Source organism: Nocardia sp. NPDC051756 (genome assembly GCF_040681495.1).
Classification (GTDB): Bacteria; Actinomycetota; Actinomycetes; order Mycobacteriales; family Mycobacteriaceae; genus Nocardia.
Genome location: NZ_JBFAYV010000016.1, coordinates 106,730 through 124,526, shown reverse-complemented (window position 1 = coordinate 124,526; position 17,797 = coordinate 106,730). Strand labels below are relative to the sequence as shown.

The following is a 17,797-nucleotide window of genomic DNA, read 5'->3' as shown; positions in this document are numbered from 1 at the left end:
GAATTATCGGGACATGTTCCAAAATGGACCGATTCGCCGTTCCAAAACGACCGGTGGCACCTTCCGAGCACGACGTGTCGCGCATTCCGCGAGGGCTCGTGTGTATCGCCGCGCCACGCTGCACTTCGGCCGTCCCGGCCAGGACGCGCATACCGGCCCGGCGGATGAACCGATCGCCCATTCCTCTCGTATTCACGCGTAAGGTGGGCAAATAGGACGCCCAAATCAGCGGAGGTTGCGATGCGGGTGAACAGGACCACGGTGGATCTGGACGGGTATCCGGATCTTGTCGTCATCTATCTCGGCATGCGGGTGCACAAGCCGCGCGGCATGCTGCGGTTGCTGGGGCTCGGGCCGAAACTCTATAGCTCGCACAAGGATCGGCCGGACGGGCTGCTGTCGCACGAGGACGTGATCTGGTCGCTGTTCCCGCCGCACTGGGGAGCCCGGCAATATTGGCGAGACCTGGACAGCCTGGAGCGGTGGACGCGGTCGGCCCCGCACCGGGAGTGGTGGCAGAAGTTCCTCCAGGACTCGGGCGGGACGGGGTTCTGGCACGAGGCGTACTTCATGCGCGGCGGCATCGACGCGATGTACGACGACATGGACGTCTCGACCGGGATGGCGCGGTTCGCGCCGGTGATCTCCGCGCGCGGGCGGATGTTCTCCACCCGGGGCCGGGTGCACGATCAGCCGGCCAAAGTGGCGCCGGTGGTGGACGAAAAGACTTACTACAGCGGCGAACTAGACAAGTAACCGAGTCGTCCCATGATCGGCCGTACTGTCCTATCACAGGGCAATCACAACATTGCGTTTCGATGATCCCGGTGCGGGGTAAGTGCACAGGGACACAGTCGAACATGATCATCCACAATTGCGACGCACACCTCATGTGCGCCGCCATTCGTGTACGGCATCTGACCTGTAGATGAAATATTGGTCTAGACCGTGGGTTTCGGAGGTTTTCGGACATCGGCAGCGTTATCGAACGTTTACCGTATTCCTATGCACGTCCTGTTCGTCTGCAACGGCAATGTTTGCCGTTCGGTGATTGCCGAGCGCCTCACCCGCGCGCTCGCGGTCGAACACGCCCTGCCGAACCTGACCGCGGAGAGCGCCGGAACCCGTGCCCTGGTGGGCTTCCCGGCCGAGCCACTGGCCGCGCAGGCGATCGAGGGCCTGGGCGCGGACGCGAGCGGTTTCAAGGCGCGCCGGCTCAGGGACGAGATGGTGGACAACGCCGATCTGGTGCTGACCATGACCCAGCAGATCCGCGACACGGTGAGCGAGATGGGTTTCGGCGTCGCGTCGCGCACCTTCACCCTCCTGGAAGCGCATCGGATCGCCCACGTGACCGGCGCCCGCTCCATCGCCGAGCTGCACCGGGCGCGCAACGATCTGTCGATCGTCGGCCGGGAGAACATCACCGACCCGGTGGGGCTGTCCGAGCAGGCGTACTGCGAGGTCGGCGACCGGATCGCGGAGGCCCTGGTGCCGCTGCTGCTCGCGCTGGCCCCGCACGAGCAGTCGCGGCCGGTGAAAGACGAACACCCCGGCTTGGTCATCGAGCCGGGCGCGGCTTCCCCACCGCTGGCGTCCTTTCTGGCGGCGCACCGCATCAGGTAGTCTTTCGACCCAAATACCACTCTCCGACACAGCAATGCAGAGCTGCTATGTCCATTTCCCGGCCGGACGTATTACACTCCCGCGGACACCAACTTCCACCGTTGCTGGTTCGACACACGACAGGAATAGACATGCCGAAACGCATTTCGGATGTTTCGCTCCATGTGTATGTGACACCGGAAACCCTCGAACGAGTCGTCGAGACCGTACGCGAGGTTGTGGACGACCACCTGCAGGACCGCGAGGTGTTCGCCTGGCGCTTCACGCTCCCGGTGGACACCGACGATCCGGCCCATGTGACGCTCGAAACCCAGTGGCGGATGGAGCATCCCGGCGACGAGCCGGGCGAGCGCGGCACCTACGAGATCGCGCTCAGCCTGGTCGGCGCGCCGGCCGAGCTCACCGACGCGGACATGGCCGGCCTGGAACAGCAACTGCTGCACGGGATCTACGGCGCCGCGAGCACCGAGCCGGGCCAGAACATCCCGTTCTCGATCCGCGCCAGGCAGCGCGCGGACCTGGACCTCGACGTCGAGCGCGAACGGATCTGACCCCGGAAACGACTGCGCCGCACCGGCTTCCCGACAGCTCGGGAAGCGGATGCGGCGAAGTTCAGCGGATCGGCTACTTGCCCCGCGCGGGGAAGTGCCGAATCAGCCCCTCCTGCACGGTGGTCGCGAGCAGCTCCCCGGAACGGGAGAAGAAGCGACCGGTCGCCAGCCCACGCGAGCCCGAGGCGACCGGGGACTCGGTGGCGTAGAGCGCCCACTCGTCGAACCGGAACGGCCGGTGGAACCAGATCGAGTGGTTCACCGTCGCCGCCACGATCCGGTCCAGTCCCCAGGACAGCCCGTGCGTGGTGATGATCGAGTCCAGCACCGTGGTGTCGGACGAATAACCCAGCATCGCAACGTGCAGCAGCGGATCGTCGGGCAGCCGCCCGTCGGTGCGCATCCACACCCGATTGTGGTTGAGCCGCTCCCCCGTGCCCTTCATGATCCAGGCCGGGTCGTTGGTGTAGCGCATGTCGATCGGGTGCGGCGCCTTGATGAACATCTCCAGCTTGTCTTCCAAGCCGACGAAGCTCTCCTCGATGCGCGGCAAGGTCTCCGGGTCCGGCACGTCGGGCAGCGGGTGCCCGTGCTCGAGACCCTTGTGCCAGTCCTGGAACGCCGCGAGCATCACGAACAGCTCTTGATCGTCCTGGAGGGCGGTGACGGTGCGGTTGGCGAACGCGCGGCCGTCTCGGTGCCGGTCCACCCGGTACTCGATCGGCTTCTTCGGATCGCCGCCGCGCACGAAATGCGCGTTGATCGCGTGCACCGGACGGTCACCGACCGTGCGGCCCGCCGCGATGATCGCCTGCGCGACGAGCTGGCCGCCGAACGTGCGACTCCACACCTTCTCCGGATGTTGCCCGACGAACACGTCCTCGTCCATCTGCTGCAGATCGAGCAGACCGAGTAAAACGTCCAGATCAGACTTCCCGGCCGCCGACGAATCGACGACCGACCCTCCAAGAGAGCTGTTCACAGTTAATGATCCTCCTCACCGATGCGATGCACGTGGATCAGGTTGGTGGAACCGACCGTACCCGGCGGGGAGCCGGCCACGATTACCACGAGGTCACCCTTTTGGTATCGCTCCATGGACAGCAGTGCTACATCGACCTGGTGGATCATAGCGTCGGTGGTGTCCACCATCGGCACGATGAAGGTCTCGGTGCCCCAGGTCAGCGCGAGCTGGCTGCGCACCTCCGGCAGCGGGGTGAAGGCCAGCAGCGGCAGCGGGGTGTGCAGCCGGGCCAGCCGGCGCACAGTGTCACCCGACTGGGTGAACGCGACCAGCGCCTTGGCGTTGAGCCGCTCGCCGATGTCGCGGGCGGCGTAGGAGATGACACCGCGCTTGGTGCGCGGCACGTGGGTCAGCGGGGGCACCCTGGTCGATTCGGTCTCCACCGCGTGCACGATGCGCGCCATGGTGCGCACCGTCTCGATCGGCCAGGCGCCGACCGAGGTCTCGCCGGAGAGCATCACCGCGTCGGCGCCGTCGAGCACCGCGTTGGCCACGTCGGAGGCCTCGGCCCGGGTCGGGCGCGAGTTCTCGATCATCGACTCCAGCATCTGGGTCGCCACGATCACCGGCTTGGCGTTCTCCCGCGCCATCTGGATGGCCCGCTTCTGCACGATCGGCACCTGCTCGAGCGGCAGCTCGACGCCGAGGTCACCGCGCGCGACCATGACCGCGTCGAACGCGAGCACGATGGCTTCCAGGTTGTCGATCGCCTCCGGCTTCTCCAGCTTGGCGATCACCGGCACCCGGCGGTTGACCTTGTCCATGATGTCGTGCACGAGCTCGATATCGGACGGGGACCGCACGAAGGACAGCGCGATGAAGTCCACGCCGAGGTTCAGCGCGAATTCCAGGTCCTCGATGTCCTTTTCGGACAGCGCGGGCACCGAGACATCCATGCCCGGCAGCGAAACGCCCTTGTTGTTGGAGACCGGTCCACCCTCGGTCACCCGGCAGACGACGTCGTTGCCGTCCACCCGGATGACGGTGAGCCCGACCTTGCCGTCGTCGACCAGCAGCCGGTCGCCGGCCTTCGCGTCCTGCGCGAGTTCCTTGTACGTGGTCGAAACCCGGTCATGGGTGCCGTCGACCTCGTCGACGGTGATCCTGACCTCTTCGCCCGTCGCCCAGACGGTCTTGCCCTCGATGAATCGGCCGAGCCGGATCTTCGGTCCCTGGAGGTCGGCCAGGATGCCGACCGCTCTGCCCAGGTGATCGGAGGCGGCCCGCACCTTCTTGTAGTTCTCTGCGTGATCCGCGTGTTCGCCGTGACTGAAGTTCAGTCGAGCCACGTCCATGCCGCTCTCGACGAGTTCGCGGATACGGTCCTCGGAGGCAGTAGCCGGGCCGAGCGTGCACACAATCTTCGTCCGTCGCATCACGGGTAGAGCCTAGTCCCGACCAGTGCCCGGGGCCGCCTGTGCCCCAGGTGAAAGCTTAGTTAAAAAATGAACCGCGACTTGGTGAAACCTCCAAGTCGTTACGCATTGCGCAACGCCCCTGGCCAGCGCCATCTATTTGAAACAACGGCAATCGAATGTTACTCGTTAGTAGATAATTTCGGTGCCGAATCGCGCAAAAACGGGTAGCTGGAGCATCGCCGTTTCAGATGTTGCCGTGTCATGGATCGAGGGGGATTTGTGGCCCGCACGCGAGAACCCCGGCCACCGTTCTCGGGTGTCCGGGGTTCCGTGGGAGACAGCTCGGTCAGGTCGCCACGTGACGTGCCAGTCGCGTTTCGAGCCTGGTCTGACCGAAGCCGAGGATCAGGCAGATGACCCAGTAGTAGACCGCCGCGACGCCGTAGAGCGCGAAGAAGTCGAACGTCGGCGCGGCCGCCAGCTGCGCGACCCGCAGCAGTTCGGTGACCAGGATGGTGGAGGCCAGCGAGGTGTCCTTCACCAACGAGATCAACGTGTTCGACAGCGGCGGCACCGCGATGCGGTAGCCCTGCGGCAGGATGATCAGCCGCATCATCTGCGGATACGTCAGGCCCAGCGCCTGTGAGGCCTCCCACTGCCCCTTCGCCACACTGAGAATGGACGCGCGCACGATCTCCGCGGCATAACCACCGACATTGAGGCTGAACGCGATCACCGCCGCCGGGAACGGGTCGATCACCAGCCCGAACTGCGGCAGCGCGTAGAACACGATGAACAGCTGCACCAGCAGCGGCGTGCCGCGGATGATCGAGATGTAGAACCGGGCGGCCGCGGACAGCGGCCACACCGGTGACATCCGGGCCAGCGCGACGAACAACGCGATGGCCAAGCCGATGACGAAGCTGACCGCGGTGAGCGGGATGGTCATTTTGAGCGTGGCCTGCAGCATCGGCCACAGGTTGTGCCAGATCAGTTCCCTGGTAGCGGCATCCATGGAGGGCGTCGGCTACTTGCTGACGTCGGTGCCGAAGTACTTGTCCGAGATCTTCGCCAGCGTGCCGTCGGCGCGCAGTTCGGTCAGCGCCTTGTCCACGTCCTTGATCAACGCGTCGTCCTTGCGGGCGGCGAAGGCCTGCTTGCTGGTCTCGCCGGTCTTGCCGGAGACCTTCACGCCGGTGTCGCCGGTCTTCTTGGTGTACTCGGCGACGGCCAGGGTGTCGTTGACCGTGGCGTCGACGCGGCCGTTCTTCAGCAGCTGGATGGCCTGCACGAAGCCCTCCACCGCCTCGACCTTCGCGCCCGCGTTGGTGGCGACCTTGCCCCAGTTGCTGGTGGCGGACTGGGCGCAGGTCTTGCCCTTGAGGTCGGCGAGGGTGGTGATCGCGTTGTTGTCGGCGCGCGTGACGATCACGCCGTCGGAGGTGGTGTACGGGGCGGAGAGGGCGTACTTGTTCTTGCGCTCGTCGTTGATCGTCACCTGGTTGGCGACCAGGTCGAAGCGCTTGGACTCGAGGCCGGCGAAGATGGCGTCCCATGGGGTCTGCACGAACTCGACCTTCTTGCCGAGCTTGTCGCCCACGGCCTGGATCACCTCGATGTCGTAACCGGTGATCTTGCCGTCGGAACCCTGGAAGCTGAACGGGGAGTAGGTGCCTTCGGTGCCGACCTTCAACACGTTCGGATCGCTGCTGCTCCCGCAGGCGGTGAGCCCGGTGGCGGCGACGATGGCGAGCATGGCGGCGGCGAACAGCTTGCGACGCACGGGTTCCCTCTCTTCGGTACGCGGACATCCCACGCACAACACGCAAATCCGGCTCATGCTACGCCGGGACTTATCCGATGGACCCTATATCGATCATGGTGCGCGAAAGGGTTGTACTCGCCGAATCCGAGGGCGCGTCGCCCGGCCCTGCCCCCATTTCTCGGGGCTCTGACCTGCTAAATCGCGGCCGAGACGGGTGGGGAACGACGAACGGGCACCGCCGGATCGGCGATGCCCGTCGGCTATCGGTGTGCTCAGTCGCGCAGCGGGCGGCCTTCGCTGTCGGTCACCTTGCCGACCAGCATCATGATGCCGTCGATGATCGGCCAGATGACGCCGAAGCCACACGTCAACCAGGTGACGGCGATCTGGGCGATGGCGATGCCGGTATGGCCGGTGTAGAAACGGCCGACACCGAACGCGCCGACGAAGATCTGCAGCAGGCCCGCGATCAGCTTCTGCTTGTCGGAGAACGGCGCGCCGAACTGGTCGCGGCCCCAGGGGGCTTCGGGATCGTTCGGGTTGTAGCCCTGCGGGCCGAAGCCGGCCGGCGGGTAGCCGCCGGGCTGCTGGCCGTAGGGGTTGGGCTGGCCGTACTGCGGCTGCTGGGCATACGGGTCCGACGGCTGGGCGTAGGGCTGCGAGTCGAACTGCTGCGGCATGGCCGCGGTGTCCTGCGGCTTGTTCAGATCCGGCCCCGTGCCGGGTGGACCGTACTGCGGTCCGCCGAATCCCGGATTGTTCTGCTGGTAGGGGTCGGTCACCAATGTCCTCCTCATTCGTGCTGGGCACCCTCTGCCCGGCATTGATCGATCTGCCGAGCGGGGAGATGCTCGCGACGATCACGAGACATTGTGGTCGGAGCGCGGTGATTTGTCGCCCCGTAGCGTTCGGCATTCCCCCGGGTTATCGCAGGTGATGCGGCATTGTTATCGGCGGCGGGAAATTCGGAGCAAACCGGTGGGAGAGACAGCGGTGCCGCCGCGGAATCCGCGGCGGCACCGTTGTATTCAGGACTTGTCGGAGTCCGTGGCCTGCTTCGACTCGGTGGTCACCGCGGTAGTGCTCTCGGTGGCCGGGTCGGCGCTGGTTTCGTCCGCGTCGGCGTCCTTCGGGGAATCAGCGTCCTTCGCGGAATCGGCGGCCGGCTCCGGCTCGGCGTCCGCCGTTTCGCTCGGCTCGTCGGTCTCGAGTTTGTCTGTGGCCGTGGCACCGTCGGTCTCGGCGGCCGAATCCGTTTCCAGCACAACCGTGTCCGAGGTCGCATTCGTCGCGGCCGCCGCCCGCAACGCGCCGATCTGCCACGGCCAGGGGCGTCGCTCCTTGGTCGGTTGCAACTGCTCGGCGGTCTCGCGCCCCTTCGTCGCGAACACGAAATAGGCGATGGCCGCGAGGAATACGAGCGCGGAGGTGAACGAGTTGATCCGGATGCCGGCGATCTTGGTCGCCTCGTCGTCGCGCATCAGCTCGACGAAGAAGCGGCCGAAGCTGTAACCCGCGACGTAGAGCGCGAACAGGCGGCCGTGCCCGATCCGGTAGCGCTTGTCCAGCTGCACCAGCAGCACGACGATCAGCACGTTCCAGATCAGCTCGTACAGGAACGTCGGGTGCACGACCTTGTCCACGACGCCGTTGGAGACGCCGTTCATCGCGTCCGGCTTCAGGTTGTCGTCGTAGCGGAAGAAGATCTCCAGGCCCCACGGCAGGTCGGTGGTGCGACCGTAGAGCTCCTGGTTGAAGTAGTTGCCGAGCCGGCCGATGGCCTGGGCCAGCAGGATCGGCGGGGCGATGGCATCGCCCAACGCGGGCAACGGGATTCGATACACCCGGCAGCCGATCCAGGCGCCGACGCCGCCGAGCAGCACCGCGCCCCAGATGCCGAGGCCGCCGTTCCAGATCTCCAGCGCGGCCTTGGGGTCGCCGTCCGGGCCGAAGTATTTCTGCCAGTCGGTGGCGACGTGATAGAGCCGGCCGCCGACCAGGCCGAACGGCACCGCGAACATCGCGACGTCCAGGATCGCGCCCTGTTGTCCGCCGCGGTCGCGCCAGCGGCGCTCACCCCACCAGATGGCGACGATGATGCCGAGAATGATGCACAGCGCGTAGGCCCGCAGCGGGAATGGGCCGATGTGCCACACGCCCTGCGGGGGGCTGGGTATGTACGCCAGGACTCGTAAGGTCACGGGGCCACCGTAGCGGAGAACCTCGGCGACGCTGGAACCACCGCTCCGTGAGGACCGCCGACGAACGCCGGATTACGAGGCGACGGTCGCCGAACGCACGCCCTCGGCCAGCTCCGCGGTCAGCGCGCGCACCGCGTCCAGGCTCTCGCCCGCGGCGGTCACCAAGGCCGAGCCGACGATGACTCCGTCTGCGTAGGAAGCGATTTCGGCTGCCTGCGCACCCGAGCGGACGCCGAGACCGACGCCGATCGGGATGTCGGAGTGGGTCCGGATCCGCGCGCACAACGCGGGCGCCGCGGACGACACCACATCGCGGGCGCCGGTGACACCCATCGTCGAGGCCGCGTACACGAATCCGCGCGAGGCCTCCAGGGTCTTCACCAGACGCTCCTCGGTGGAGGACGGCGCGACCAGGAAGATGCGGTCGAGGTTGTGCGTGGACGAGGCGACGAACCAGTCGTCGGCCTCTTCCGGGATCAGGTTCGGCGTGATGATGCCCGCGCCGCCGGCCCCGGCGAGATCGCGCGCGAAACGGTCGACGCCGTAGGCCAGCACCGGGTTCCAGTAGCTCATCACCACGGCCTGCCCGCCCGCCGAGGTGATCGCCTCGACGACGGAGAACACGTCGCGCACCCGCACGCCGCCGCGCAACGCCTGATCGGCGGCGGCCTGGATGGTCGGGCCGTCCATCACCGGATCGGAGTAGGCGACGCCGACTTCGATGATGTCGCAACCGGATTCGACCATGGCGCGGACGACCTCGATCGAACCGGCCAGGTCGGGGAAGCCCGCGGGCAGGTAACCGATGAGCGCGGCACGCCCCTCACCGCGAGCAGCGGCAAAAGTATTCGCAAGACGAGACTGCTGACTCACGACTGAACTGCTCCTTCATCGATCAGCCCGAACCAACGCGCCGCCGTATCCATGTCCTTGTCGCCGCGACCGGACAGGTTCACCAGAATGATCGAGCCCGGGCCGAGTTCCTTGCCCAGTTGCAGCGCTCCGGCTACCGCGTGCGCGGACTCGATCGCCGGGATGATGCCCTCGGTGCGGGACAGCAGCATCAGCGCGTCCATCGCCTCGGTGTCGGTGATCGGGCGGTATTCGGCGCGGCCGATGTCCTTGAGGTAGGCGTGCTCGGGGCCGACGCCCGGGTAGTCCAGACCGGCCGAGATGGAATGCGACTCGATGGTCTGGCCGTCCTCGTCCTGCAACAGGTAGGAGTAGGCGCCCTGGAACGCGCCGGGCGTGCCGCCGGTGAAAGTGGCGGCGTGCCTGCCGGTTTCGACGCCATCGCCGGCCGCCTCGTAGCCGATCAGCCGGACGTCGGCGTCGTCGAGGAATGGATGGAAGATGCCGATGGCGTTGGAGCCGCCGCCCACGCAGGCGACCACCGCGTCGGGCAGCCTGCCGGTGGATTCCTGCACCTGCACCCTGGCCTCCAGGCCGACGACGCGCTGGAAATCGCGCACCAGCATGGGGAACGGGTGCGGGCCCGCGGCGGTGCCGAAACAGTAGTAGGTGTCGTCGGCGTTGCTGACCCAGTCGCGCAGCGCCTCGTTGATCGCGTCCTTGAGCGTCTGCGAGCCGGTGGTCACCGAGATGACCTCGGCGCCGAGCAGCCGCATGCGGGCCACGTTCAGGGCCTGCCGTGCGGTGTCGACGGCACCCATATAAATGACGCAGTCCAGGCCGAGCAGCGCGCACGCGGTCGCGGTGGCGACGCCGTGCTGGCCCGCACCCGTTTCCGCGATGATCCGGGTCTTACCCATGCGCTTGGCCAGCAGCGCCTGGCCGAGCACGTTGTTGATCTTGTGCGAACCGGTGTGGTTCAGGTCTTCTCGCTTGAGCAGGATGCGCGCGCCGCCCGCGTGCTCGGCGAGCCGGGTGCATTCGAACACCGGCGACGGACGCCCGGTGTAGTCGCGCTGCAACCGGTCCAGCTCGTTGAGGAAGTCCGGGTCGAGCCGGGACTTCTCGTAGGTCGCGGTGACCTCTTCGATGACCGCCATCAGCGCTTCGGGCACGTGCCTGCCGCCGTAGACGCCGAAGTGGCCGCCGGTGTCGGGCTCGTGCGGGCTGCGGTGGGCGACGCCGTCGCTGGCCTTGGGTAGTTCGGTCACTCCGGTCACCGGCCCCGCCGCGCCGGCTTCGGGCAGGACGGGTGGGTGCCGGCGGTCACCAGCTCGGACACGGCCGCGCGCGGATCGCCGCTGGTCACCAGGCCTTCGCCGACGAGCACGGCGTCCGCGCCCGCGCCCGCGTAGGCCAGCAGGTCGGCGGTGCCGCGGATGCCGGATTCGGCGATCCGGATGACCTCGGTGGGCAGGCCGGGCGCGATCCGGGCGAACACGTCCCGGTCGACCTCGAGGGTCTTGAGGTTGCGGGCGTTCACGCCGATCACCGAGGCGCCTGCCTCGAGCGCGCGGTCGGCCTCTTCCTCGGTGTGCACCTCGACGAGCGCTGTCATGCCGAGCGATTCGGTGCGGTCGATGAGCGAGGACAGCACGTCCTGCTCCAGCGCCGCGACGATCAGCAGGATGACGTCGGCGCCGTGCGCGCGGGCCTCGTGGATCTGGTACGGCCCGACGACGAAGTCCTTGCGCAGGATCGGGATGTTCACCGTGGCGCGCACCGCGTCCAGGTCCTCCAGGGACCCGTGGAAGCGGCGGCCTTCGGTGAGCACGCTGATGATCCGGGCGCCGCCGTCCTCGTAGGACTTGGCCAGGCTGGCCGGATCGGGGATGTCGGCGAGTTCACCCTTGGAGGGGCTGGCGCGCTTCACCTCGGCGATGACACCGATGCCGTCTTCGAGGAGTGCGGCGCGCGCGTCGAGCGGGCTGTTCGCCGCCGCGGCGGCCGCTTTGATCGCCTGGAAGTCGAGGAGGGCTTCCCGAGCGGCCACATCCGCGCGGACCCCGTCGAGAATCGAGTCGAGTACCGTCATCTGGCTCGAATCCTTTCTGGGGAGACGGACTTGCTGCCTGAGAATTTCCCCAGGCGCTGTCTCACCGATGCTGACCAAGAATAAATGGACGTACCGGCCGCGTTTGCGCCGGGTCGTGTTGTGGACCAGGCAACCAGTCCGTGCGCAAGGTGTGCGCCGCCACAGTTGCCAGGGCCGAATCGCTCAGCGGACACGTCCGCCTGCCTCGTCGGCGTCCGGATCGCCGGGCCGCCCACCGGTGTTCACGGCGTCCTCGGTCGGGTCGGTGCCCGCGTCCAAGGCGTCCCAGAGCACACGTTCGGAGAGTTGGGTGGAGCCCGGCTCGGTGCCGGCCTCGGCGCGCTGCTTGGTCACCTGTTCGGTGGCGGCGGCGCGGCGGAAGACCGGGTTGTCGTATTTGCCGGACATCCGGGCGGTTTCCTGCGGCATCCGGGCGAGTAGTCCGCCCGCCGCGAAGGCCGCGAGCGCGCCGAGCAGGGCGAGTACGGCCGGGAAGATCGAGGTCGTCGCCTCCCCCACCTGCGCCCTGGCCGGGAGTTCGGCGAGTTTGGCGGCGCGTTCGGCGATCTTGCCGGAGTTGGTGAGCAACGCGAAGGCCGGCACCGCGGCTACCGCGGCGATCAGCGCGATGACCACGCCCAGCACGCGCCGCAACCAGCCTCGGGTGGCCAGCACGGCGGCAATGGACGCCAGCAGCACCAGGGCCAGCGGGGTGAGCGCGCCGAACCAGACGCCGCCGTTGAGCCGGTCGGTGCGGGGTTCGGTGAGGCCGTCGGCGGACTCGAGCGTCACCCAGGTCATGCGGGAGGAAGCCCACAGCGCGGCCGCCGCGACCGCGAGCAGGACCAGTGCGCCGACCGGGGACTTGCGCCGCGCGGCGGGTTCGGCCGGCTCGACGCCCGCGGTGTCCGGTGTGACGAGGTCGGGATCCGGGGTGTGGTCGCCTTCGCTGGACCCTGCCGTCATGCGTCGTCGCCCTTCGCGCCGTACGCGCGCACCGTCTTCGCCGCGGCGACCGCCTTGAGCACCGCCATCGCCTTATTGCGGGCTTCGACGTCCTCGTATTCGGCGTCCGAGTCGGCGACGATGCCCGCGCCCGCCTGGACATAGGCGGTGCCGTCTTTCAGCAGCGCGGTGCGGATGGCGATCGCGGTGTCCGCATCACCGGCGAAGTCGAGATACCCGACGACGCCGCCGTAGACGCCGCGCCGGGTCGGCTCGAGTTCCTCGATGAGTTCCATCGCGCGCACCTTCGGCGCACCGGACAGCGTGCCCGCCGGGAAACAGGCCCGCACCGCGTCGAGCGCGATCTTGCCCGCGGCGAGCCGGCCGGACACCGTCGAAACCAGGTGCATCACATGGCTGTAGCGCTCGATGTGCCGGTACTCGGTGACCCGCACGGTGCCCGGCTGGCAGACCCGGCCGAGGTCGTTGCGGCCGAGGTCGACGAGCATCAGGTGCTCGGCGTTCTCCTTCTCGTCGGCCAGCAGGCCCTTCTCCAACAGCAGGTCGTCCTCTTCGGTGGCCCCGCGCCAGCGGGTGCCCGCGATCGGATGCGTCGTCGCGACCCCGTCTTTCACCGTGACCAGCGATTCCGGACTGGAGCCGACGATGGAGAACGCGGTGCCGCCGTCGCCGTCCGGGACGTGCAGCAGGTACATGTACGGGCTCGGGTTCGACGCGCGCAACATCCGGTAGAGATCGAGCGGCGCACCGTCGTAGTCCATTTCGAAGCGCTGCGAGAGCACCACCTGGAACGCCTCGCCCGCCTCGATCTCCTTGACCAGGCGGCGCACGCCCGCGCCGAACTCCTCGGTGGTGCGGCGCCGGCGGAACTCCGGCTCGGGCCGATCGAAGACCGACACGGTGGACGCGGCCGGGGCGGCGAGCGCCTCGGTCATCCGGTCCAGCCGGGCGACCGCGTCGTCGTAGGCCTCGTCCACCCGATCGGCGGTGCCGTTCCAGTTGACCGCGTTGGCGATCAACGTGATCGCGCCCTCGTGGTGGTCGAACGCGGCCAGGTCGGTGGCCAGCAGCAGCACCATCTCGGGCAGTTGCAGATCGTCGTGCGCGAGGTTCGGCAGCCGCTCGATCCGGCGCACCGCGTCGTAACCGAGGTAACCGACCATGCCGCCGGTCAGCGGCGGCAGCCCGGGCAGCCGCTCGGTCTTCAGCAGTTCGAGGGTTTCGCGCAACGCGAGCAGCGGATCGCCGCCCGCGGGCGCGTCCACCGGAATGTTGCCCAGCCAGGCCGCCTCGCCGTCGACCACGGTCAACGCGGACGGACTACCTGCGCCGATGAACGACCAGCGCGACCACGATCGTCCGTTCTCCGCCGACTCGAACAGGAACGTGCCCGCCCGATCGTCGGCCAGTTTGCGGTAGGCGGAGAGCGGAGTTTCGGAGTCCGCCAACACCTTTCGGGTCACCGGGACCACTCGATGCTCCGCGGCCAGCAGATGGAACTGGGCCCGGGTCGTGGTGGTGGGAGTCGACGCGCCTTGCATGGTCACATCATCCCAGGGGGCACCGACACCCCACGCGGCGCACCCCGGGCGGGCCGATACCGCCCCGCGCGAGTCACATCCGTCACAAACACGACCGCCCGGTTCTCATGCCCTCGACAACGCTGTGACGGGCGTCTCTATGCTCGCTCCGTTCCATCTCGCACGCGGTATCCATGATCGAGAGGAGACAACTGATGTACCCCTCGCAACCGGAGGGCAGGCACGCCGCCCCGGGCGGTGCGCCGAGCCAGGCCCCACGGATGGTCGGTCTGCAATCCAAGGCAGGCCAACAGGGTGCCCCGAACGCACTAGCCACCTTCGTCACCTACGCGAAGGCGCTCGAATCCCTGGACAAGAACCACTTCCCGGACGAGTACGCCACGCACGCCGACCGGATCAAGGAACTCAAGCCGTTCCTGCGCGCGCACGGCATTCTCGACGTGATGCAGATCAAGAACCCCGAAGTCGCGGCACTGATCGGTATCTAGGACGTAACCACGTCGTCCGTCTCCAGCCCGCGCGTCATCGGCATGCAGACGGAGGTTCGATATGAGCCGGAACGGACCGGTACCGGGTGCGACATGCGCCCGGTACTGTCCCTTTCTATGCAGACAGGACAGCTCGCCCCCCAGTTCGAGCTCCCCGATCAAACCGGCACTCCCCGTTCGCTCGACGCGTTGCTCGCGGACGGTCCGCTGGTCCTCTTCTTCTATCCCGCCGCGAACACCCCGGTGTGCACGGCGGAGGCCTGCCACTTCCGCGACGTAGCCGGCGACTTCGCCGCGCTGGGCGCCTCGTGCGTCGGCATCAGCGCCGACGGCGTCGACACGCAGGCTGGTTTCGCCGACAAGCAGGGCCTCGGTTACCCGCTGCTCTCCGATCCCGACGGCAAGGTCGCCGCCCAGTTCGGCGTGAAGCGCGGGCTGCTCGGCAAGCTGGCCCCGGTCAAGCGGCAGACCTTCGTCATCGATCAGGACCGCACCGTGCGCAAGATCGTCACCGGCGAGCTGCGCGCCAACGTGCACGCCGACGAGGCGCTGAAGTTCCTGCGCGAGCGCGCGAAGTAGCTCCCGGCACGGTCGTACCGGAAACGCCGGGGCGATCACCACGTTTCCGCCGCTCACCCGGCTTACGCTGGGCCCATGACTGCGACCGACGGACAGCTGGAGCAGAAATCGACCGGGCCCGCCTGGAAGACCTGGGCGATCGGCGGACTGGCGGTGCTCGCCCTCTTGTTCATCGCCTACTTCATCCTGTCCGCGTTCATCCCCCGCTGGTGGGCGCAGCGGATCGCGGAGATGGTCAACGGCAGCTTCGCCAAGGGCATCGGCTGGGGCCTGGTCTTCGGCGGCGTGTGCACGGTGATCCCACTGTTCCTGCTGCTGTTCGCGGTTCGGGTGTGGCGACGCCGGGGCGGCCGATTCATGGCCGGTGCGGCCGTGGTGATCGCCGTGCTCGTCGCGATCCCCAATCTGATGACGCTGACCATCGTGCTCGGCGGCAGCAATGCCGCCCATGCCGGGCAGCGGATCCTCGATGTGGACGCGCCCGCCTTCCGCGGCGCCACGATGGCCGGCGCGATCGCCGCCGCCGCGATCTGGCTGGCGGCCCTCGTGCTGGTGGTCATGCGGTGGTGGCGGCGCCGGCATCCGAAGCAGCGCGGCGGCACAACACCGCCCGCGACCACCGCTGATCCGGCCATGACCCGGCCCGACGGTTTGTGAGTGAACTCACGCTACTCAGCAACTGCATGACGAGCGAGCGAAGTCGTGGCAAACTCAAAGCCACGGGTGACTGTGAACATGCTTTTCAATAATCGGTAGGCTACCTAACAAAACCACGTCACTTGGCTTGAAAGAAGGCACACAGTGACGAAGTGGCTCGACCCCGTAGAACAACGAGCTTGGCGTGCGATTGTCGCGCTGATGACCCGCCTACCAGGCGCTTTGGATACCCAGCTGCAGCGCGAATCCGGGGTCACCCATTTCGAGTACTGGGTTTTGACCCTGCTGTCCGAGGAACCGGGCCACCGCTTACAGATGAGTGACCTCGCCCACAAGGCAAATGCATCGCTATCACGGCTTTCGCACGTCGTATCCAAGCTCGAACGGATGGGCTGGGCGGAGCGCTCGGCTACCGCCGGGCGCCGCGGCGTGCAGGCGGTACTGACAGACGACGGCTACCACAAGGTGGTCGAGGCGGCCCCCGGATATCTGGATGCGGTGCGCCGCTTCGTATTCGACGGTCTGGAGCCGGAACAGACGGCCCAGCTGGCGGAGTTGAGCGAGCTGCTCGCCGACCATCTCACCGATGCGCTGAGCCGGTCGAGCGGGACGAATCAGGAAGATCCGCCCGCCGAGACCTGATCGGCGAGCAAAACGTCCGCATCGAAACAGGTGTGGGTCCCGGTGTGGCAGGCCGCGCCCTCTTGATCGACGACCAAGAGGATGGTGTCGCCGTCGCAGTCGAGCCGGACCTCGTGCACATTCTGGGTATGACCGGAGGTCTCCCCCTTGACCCAGTACTGCTGGCGCGAACGCGAATAATACGTGGCCTTACGGGTTTCCAGCGTACGGGCCAGCGCCTCGTCGTCCATCCACGCGACCATCAGCACGTCGCCGGTGCCGCGCTCCTGCGCGACAGCGGCGACCAATCCGGCGTCGTTGCGCTTGAGCCGGGCGGCGATGGCGGGGTCGAGAGTCATAGCACCGTTATAACAGCCGGACATGGGTGCTATTCCCGGCGGCCGCGGTGTCCCCGGTCAGGCGGCGCGATTCAGTTCGCCCAGTAGTTGCCAGGTTCGCTGCTGGTCGGCGGGCGTGCTCAGGTCGGTTTGGCTGAAGACGACGTCGGTCGCGCCTGCTTCGAAGTACTCGGCGACGCGGTCGGCGATGGTCTGCTCGTCGCCGATGACGACCAGATCGGCGGCCCGGGACGCACCGGACAGCTCGATGATCCGTTGGTAGGAGGGGATGTCGTCGTAGAACGCGGTCGACCGCGCGGCCGCCGCGCGAGCGCCCCCGACGTCGGCGGTGACCACCCCCGCGACCACGGCCACGATGCGCGGCGCGGAACGTCCTGCTCGCTCAGCGGCTTTGGTGATCGGCGCGACAACGTGTTCGGCCAGCGCCTTCGGGCCGACCAGGAAAGGCAGTGTGCCGTCGGCCAATTCGCCCGTGACCCGCAGCGCCTGCGGTCCCATCGCGGCGACCAGCACCGGCACGGCCGGCTTCGCGCCCGCCACCGCGGCCGGCAGCGGCGCGACCGCGGTGAGCAGCTCGCCCTGGAAATCGACTGTGCCGGTGTCGAGTACGGTGCGCAGCGCGGTCAAGAACTCCCGCAGCCGGGCGATCGGCCGGTCGAACGGGATGCCGAAGGCGGCCTCGGTGAACACCTGCGCGCCGAGGGCGAGGCCGAGGGTGAACCGGCCGTGCGTGGCCGCCTGCGCGGTCTGCGCCTGGCTGGCGATCAGCAGCGGATGCCGCGCCGGGATCGGAATCGCCGACGTACCCAGTTCCAGCTCGGGCACCTCCCGCCCGACCGCCGTGGACAGCACGATGCTGTCGTGGCTGAACGTCTGACCGAACCAGAGCGAACTCAACCCGGCCGCGGCGGCCTGCCGACCGATGGCGACCGCGGCATCCACCGCGTTGTCGGTCGCATCGAGGGTGAACGGGGACACTGCGATACCGATGCTCATTCCCGGAGCAACGCAGGCCGATGCGAGGCCGATTCCGACGCGGCAGATTCCCGCCAGGCTCAGCGACGGCGTCCCACCCACGAACCGTCTCGCTGCGCCCGAAACGCGGGCGGATTCG

General features: G+C 67.6%; 20 protein-coding genes. 7 read left to right on the top strand and 13 right to left on the bottom strand.

Annotation, left to right across the window (positions count from 1 at the left end; all coding sequences use genetic code 11):
* Positions 1-240 precede the first annotated feature (240 nt).
* The 3 genes from AB0M22_RS42690 to AB0M22_RS42680 all read left to right on the top strand — a co-directional run bounded on the left by AB0M22_RS42690 (position 241) and on the right by AB0M22_RS42680 (position 2,177).
* Positions 241-756: a phenylacetaldoxime dehydratase family protein gene (locus tag AB0M22_RS42690; RefSeq protein ID WP_364739066.1), complete on the top strand. Its 516-nt coding sequence runs from the start codon at positions 241-243 to the stop codon at positions 754-756.
* A 249-nt stretch (positions 757-1,005) separates the two neighbouring features.
* Positions 1,006-1,626 (top strand): low molecular weight phosphatase family protein, encoded by a 621-nt coding sequence (locus AB0M22_RS42685; RefSeq protein WP_364739064.1) that lies wholly within the window; start codon positions 1,006-1,008, stop codon positions 1,624-1,626.
* 131 nt (positions 1,627-1,757) lie between these two features.
* Positions 1,758-2,177: a hypothetical protein gene (locus tag AB0M22_RS42680; RefSeq protein WP_364739062.1), complete on the top strand. Its 420-nt coding sequence runs from the start codon at positions 1,758-1,760 to the stop codon at positions 2,175-2,177.
* A gap of 73 nt (positions 2,178-2,250) precedes the next feature.
* Here the strand turns inward: AB0M22_RS42680 and AB0M22_RS42675 are convergent, their stop codons facing one another.
* The 11 genes from AB0M22_RS42675 to AB0M22_RS42625 form a co-directional block, all read right to left on the bottom strand.
* Positions 2,251-3,066, bottom strand: a complete 816-nt coding sequence (locus tag AB0M22_RS42675) for an acyl-CoA thioesterase II (RefSeq protein ID WP_364739137.1) — start codon at positions 3,064-3,066, stop codon at positions 2,251-2,253.
* A gap of 95 nt (positions 3,067-3,161) precedes the next feature.
* A complete protein-coding gene (pyk, locus tag AB0M22_RS42670) occupies positions 3,162-4,580 on the bottom strand; it encodes a pyruvate kinase (RefSeq protein ID WP_191094319.1) in 1,419 nt (472 codons plus the stop codon).
* A gap of 325 nt (positions 4,581-4,905) precedes the next feature.
* Positions 4,906-5,574, bottom strand: a complete 669-nt coding sequence (locus AB0M22_RS42665; protein WP_150406667.1) for an amino acid ABC transporter permease — start codon at positions 5,572-5,574, stop codon at positions 4,906-4,908.
* A 12-nt stretch (positions 5,575-5,586) separates the two neighbouring features.
* Positions 5,587-6,315 carry an amino acid ABC transporter substrate-binding protein gene (locus tag AB0M22_RS42660; protein WP_150406702.1) on the bottom strand — a complete coding sequence of 243 codons (729 nt, stop codon included), beginning with the start codon at positions 6,313-6,315 and terminating at the stop codon, positions 5,587-5,589.
* Between the two features lie 281 nt (positions 6,316-6,596).
* Positions 6,597-7,106, bottom strand: coding sequence for an NINE protein (locus AB0M22_RS42655; RefSeq protein ID WP_364739059.1), 510 nt, complete (start codon positions 7,104-7,106; stop codon positions 6,597-6,599).
* A gap of 246 nt (positions 7,107-7,352) precedes the next feature.
* Positions 7,353-8,525: a prolipoprotein diacylglyceryl transferase gene (gene lgt, locus AB0M22_RS42650; protein ID WP_364739058.1), complete on the bottom strand. Its 1,173-nt coding sequence runs from the start codon at positions 8,523-8,525 to the stop codon at positions 7,353-7,355.
* A 72-nt stretch (positions 8,526-8,597) separates the two neighbouring features.
* Positions 8,598-9,398, bottom strand: coding sequence for a tryptophan synthase subunit alpha (gene trpA, locus AB0M22_RS42645; protein ID WP_364739056.1), 801 nt, complete (start codon positions 9,396-9,398; stop codon positions 8,598-8,600).
* Positions 9,395-10,657 (bottom strand): tryptophan synthase subunit beta, encoded by a 1,263-nt coding sequence (gene trpB, locus AB0M22_RS42640; RefSeq protein WP_364739054.1) that lies wholly within the window; start codon positions 10,655-10,657, stop codon positions 9,395-9,397. Before trpB ends, trpA begins: the two co-directional genes overlap by 4 nt.
* On the bottom strand, positions 10,654-11,472 hold the full coding sequence (gene trpC, locus AB0M22_RS42635; protein WP_364739052.1) for an indole-3-glycerol phosphate synthase TrpC: 819 nt from the start codon (positions 11,470-11,472) through the stop codon (positions 10,654-10,656). Before trpC ends, trpB begins: the two co-directional genes overlap by 4 nt.
* Before the next feature lie 183 nt (positions 11,473-11,655).
* Positions 11,656-12,438, bottom strand: coding sequence for a TIGR02234 family membrane protein (locus AB0M22_RS42630; RefSeq protein ID WP_364739050.1), 783 nt, complete (start codon positions 12,436-12,438; stop codon positions 11,656-11,658).
* The gene (locus tag AB0M22_RS42625; protein WP_364739048.1) at positions 12,435-13,979 is read right to left on the bottom strand and encodes an anthranilate synthase component I; all 1,545 of its coding nucleotides are present in this window, start codon (positions 13,977-13,979) and stop codon (positions 12,435-12,437) included. The genes AB0M22_RS42630 and AB0M22_RS42625 overlap by 4 nt, the downstream gene beginning before the upstream one ends.
* 194 nt (positions 13,980-14,173) lie before the next feature.
* Here AB0M22_RS42625 and AB0M22_RS42620 point away from each other — a divergent pair, with 194 nt between their 5' ends.
* From AB0M22_RS42620 to AB0M22_RS42605, 4 genes are all read left to right on the top strand, one after another.
* Positions 14,174-14,467, top strand: a complete 294-nt coding sequence (locus AB0M22_RS42620; RefSeq protein ID WP_364739046.1) for a hypothetical protein — start codon at positions 14,174-14,176, stop codon at positions 14,465-14,467.
* A 117-nt stretch (positions 14,468-14,584) separates the two neighbouring features.
* Positions 14,585-15,046 (top strand): peroxiredoxin, encoded by a 462-nt coding sequence (locus AB0M22_RS42615; RefSeq protein WP_364739044.1) that lies wholly within the window; start codon positions 14,585-14,587, stop codon positions 15,044-15,046.
* A 75-nt stretch (positions 15,047-15,121) separates the two neighbouring features.
* Positions 15,122-15,703: a permease gene (locus tag AB0M22_RS42610; protein WP_364739043.1), complete on the top strand. Its 582-nt coding sequence runs from the start codon at positions 15,122-15,124 to the stop codon at positions 15,701-15,703.
* Between the two features lie 201 nt (positions 15,704-15,904).
* Positions 15,905-16,345, top strand: coding sequence for a MarR family winged helix-turn-helix transcriptional regulator (locus AB0M22_RS42605; protein ID WP_364739041.1), 441 nt, complete (start codon positions 15,905-15,907; stop codon positions 16,343-16,345).
* On the opposite strand, the gene hisI is transcribed toward AB0M22_RS42605, so the two are convergent.
* Together hisI and AB0M22_RS42595 are read right to left on the bottom strand one after the other, a co-directional pair.
* On the bottom strand, positions 16,318-16,683 hold the full coding sequence (gene hisI, locus AB0M22_RS42600; protein WP_364739039.1) for a phosphoribosyl-AMP cyclohydrolase: 366 nt from the start codon (positions 16,681-16,683) through the stop codon (positions 16,318-16,320). The two genes, AB0M22_RS42605 and hisI, sit on opposite strands and share 28 nt — an antisense overlap.
* A 57-nt stretch (positions 16,684-16,740) precedes the next feature.
* Positions 16,741-17,679 carry a TIGR03564 family F420-dependent LLM class oxidoreductase gene (locus AB0M22_RS42595; protein WP_364739038.1) on the bottom strand — a complete coding sequence of 313 codons (939 nt, stop codon included), beginning with the start codon at positions 17,677-17,679 and terminating at the stop codon, positions 16,741-16,743.
* Between the last annotated feature and the right edge of the window lie 118 nt (positions 17,680-17,797).

Bases quoted from the DNA above. Each gene is read 5' to 3' on its own strand.
- AB0M22_RS42690 (WP_364739066.1), top strand. From the start codon at position 241: ATGCGGGTGAACAGGACCACGGTGGATCTGGACGGGTATCCGGATCTT.
- AB0M22_RS42685 (WP_364739064.1), top strand. From the start codon at position 1,006: ATGCACGTCCTGTTCGTCTGCAACGGCAATGTTTGCCGTTCGGTGATT.
- AB0M22_RS42680 (WP_364739062.1), top strand. From the start codon at position 1,758: ATGCCGAAACGCATTTCGGATGTTTCGCTCCATGTGTATGTGACACCG.
- AB0M22_RS42675 (WP_364739137.1), bottom strand. From the start codon at position 3,066: ATGGACGAGGACGTGTTCGTCGGGCAACATCCGGAGAAGGTGTGGAGT.
- AB0M22_RS42665 (WP_150406667.1), bottom strand. From the start codon at position 5,574: ATGGATGCCGCTACCAGGGAACTGATCTGGCACAACCTGTGGCCGATG.
- AB0M22_RS42660 (WP_150406702.1), bottom strand. From the start codon at position 6,315: ATGCTCGCCATCGTCGCCGCCACCGGGCTCACCGCCTGCGGGAGCAGC.
- trpC (WP_364739052.1), bottom strand. From the start codon at position 11,472: ATGACGGTACTCGACTCGATTCTCGACGGGGTCCGCGCGGATGTGGCC.
- AB0M22_RS42630 (WP_364739050.1), bottom strand. From the start codon at position 12,438: ATGACGGCAGGGTCCAGCGAAGGCGACCACACCCCGGATCCCGACCTC.
- AB0M22_RS42625 (WP_364739048.1), bottom strand. From the start codon at position 13,979: ATGCAAGGCGCGTCGACTCCCACCACCACGACCCGGGCCCAGTTCCAT.
- AB0M22_RS42620 (WP_364739046.1), top strand. From the start codon at position 14,174: ATGTACCCCTCGCAACCGGAGGGCAGGCACGCCGCCCCGGGCGGTGCG.
- AB0M22_RS42615 (WP_364739044.1), top strand. From the start codon at position 14,585: ATGCAGACAGGACAGCTCGCCCCCCAGTTCGAGCTCCCCGATCAAACC.
- AB0M22_RS42610 (WP_364739043.1), top strand. From the start codon at position 15,122: ATGACTGCGACCGACGGACAGCTGGAGCAGAAATCGACCGGGCCCGCC.
- AB0M22_RS42605 (WP_364739041.1), top strand. From the start codon at position 15,905: ATGACCCGCCTACCAGGCGCTTTGGATACCCAGCTGCAGCGCGAATCC.
- hisI (WP_364739039.1), bottom strand. From the start codon at position 16,683: ATGACTCTCGACCCCGCCATCGCCGCCCGGCTCAAGCGCAACGACGCC.
- AB0M22_RS42595 (WP_364739038.1), bottom strand. From the start codon at position 17,679: ATGAGCATCGGTATCGCAGTGTCCCCGTTCACCCTCGATGCGACCGAC.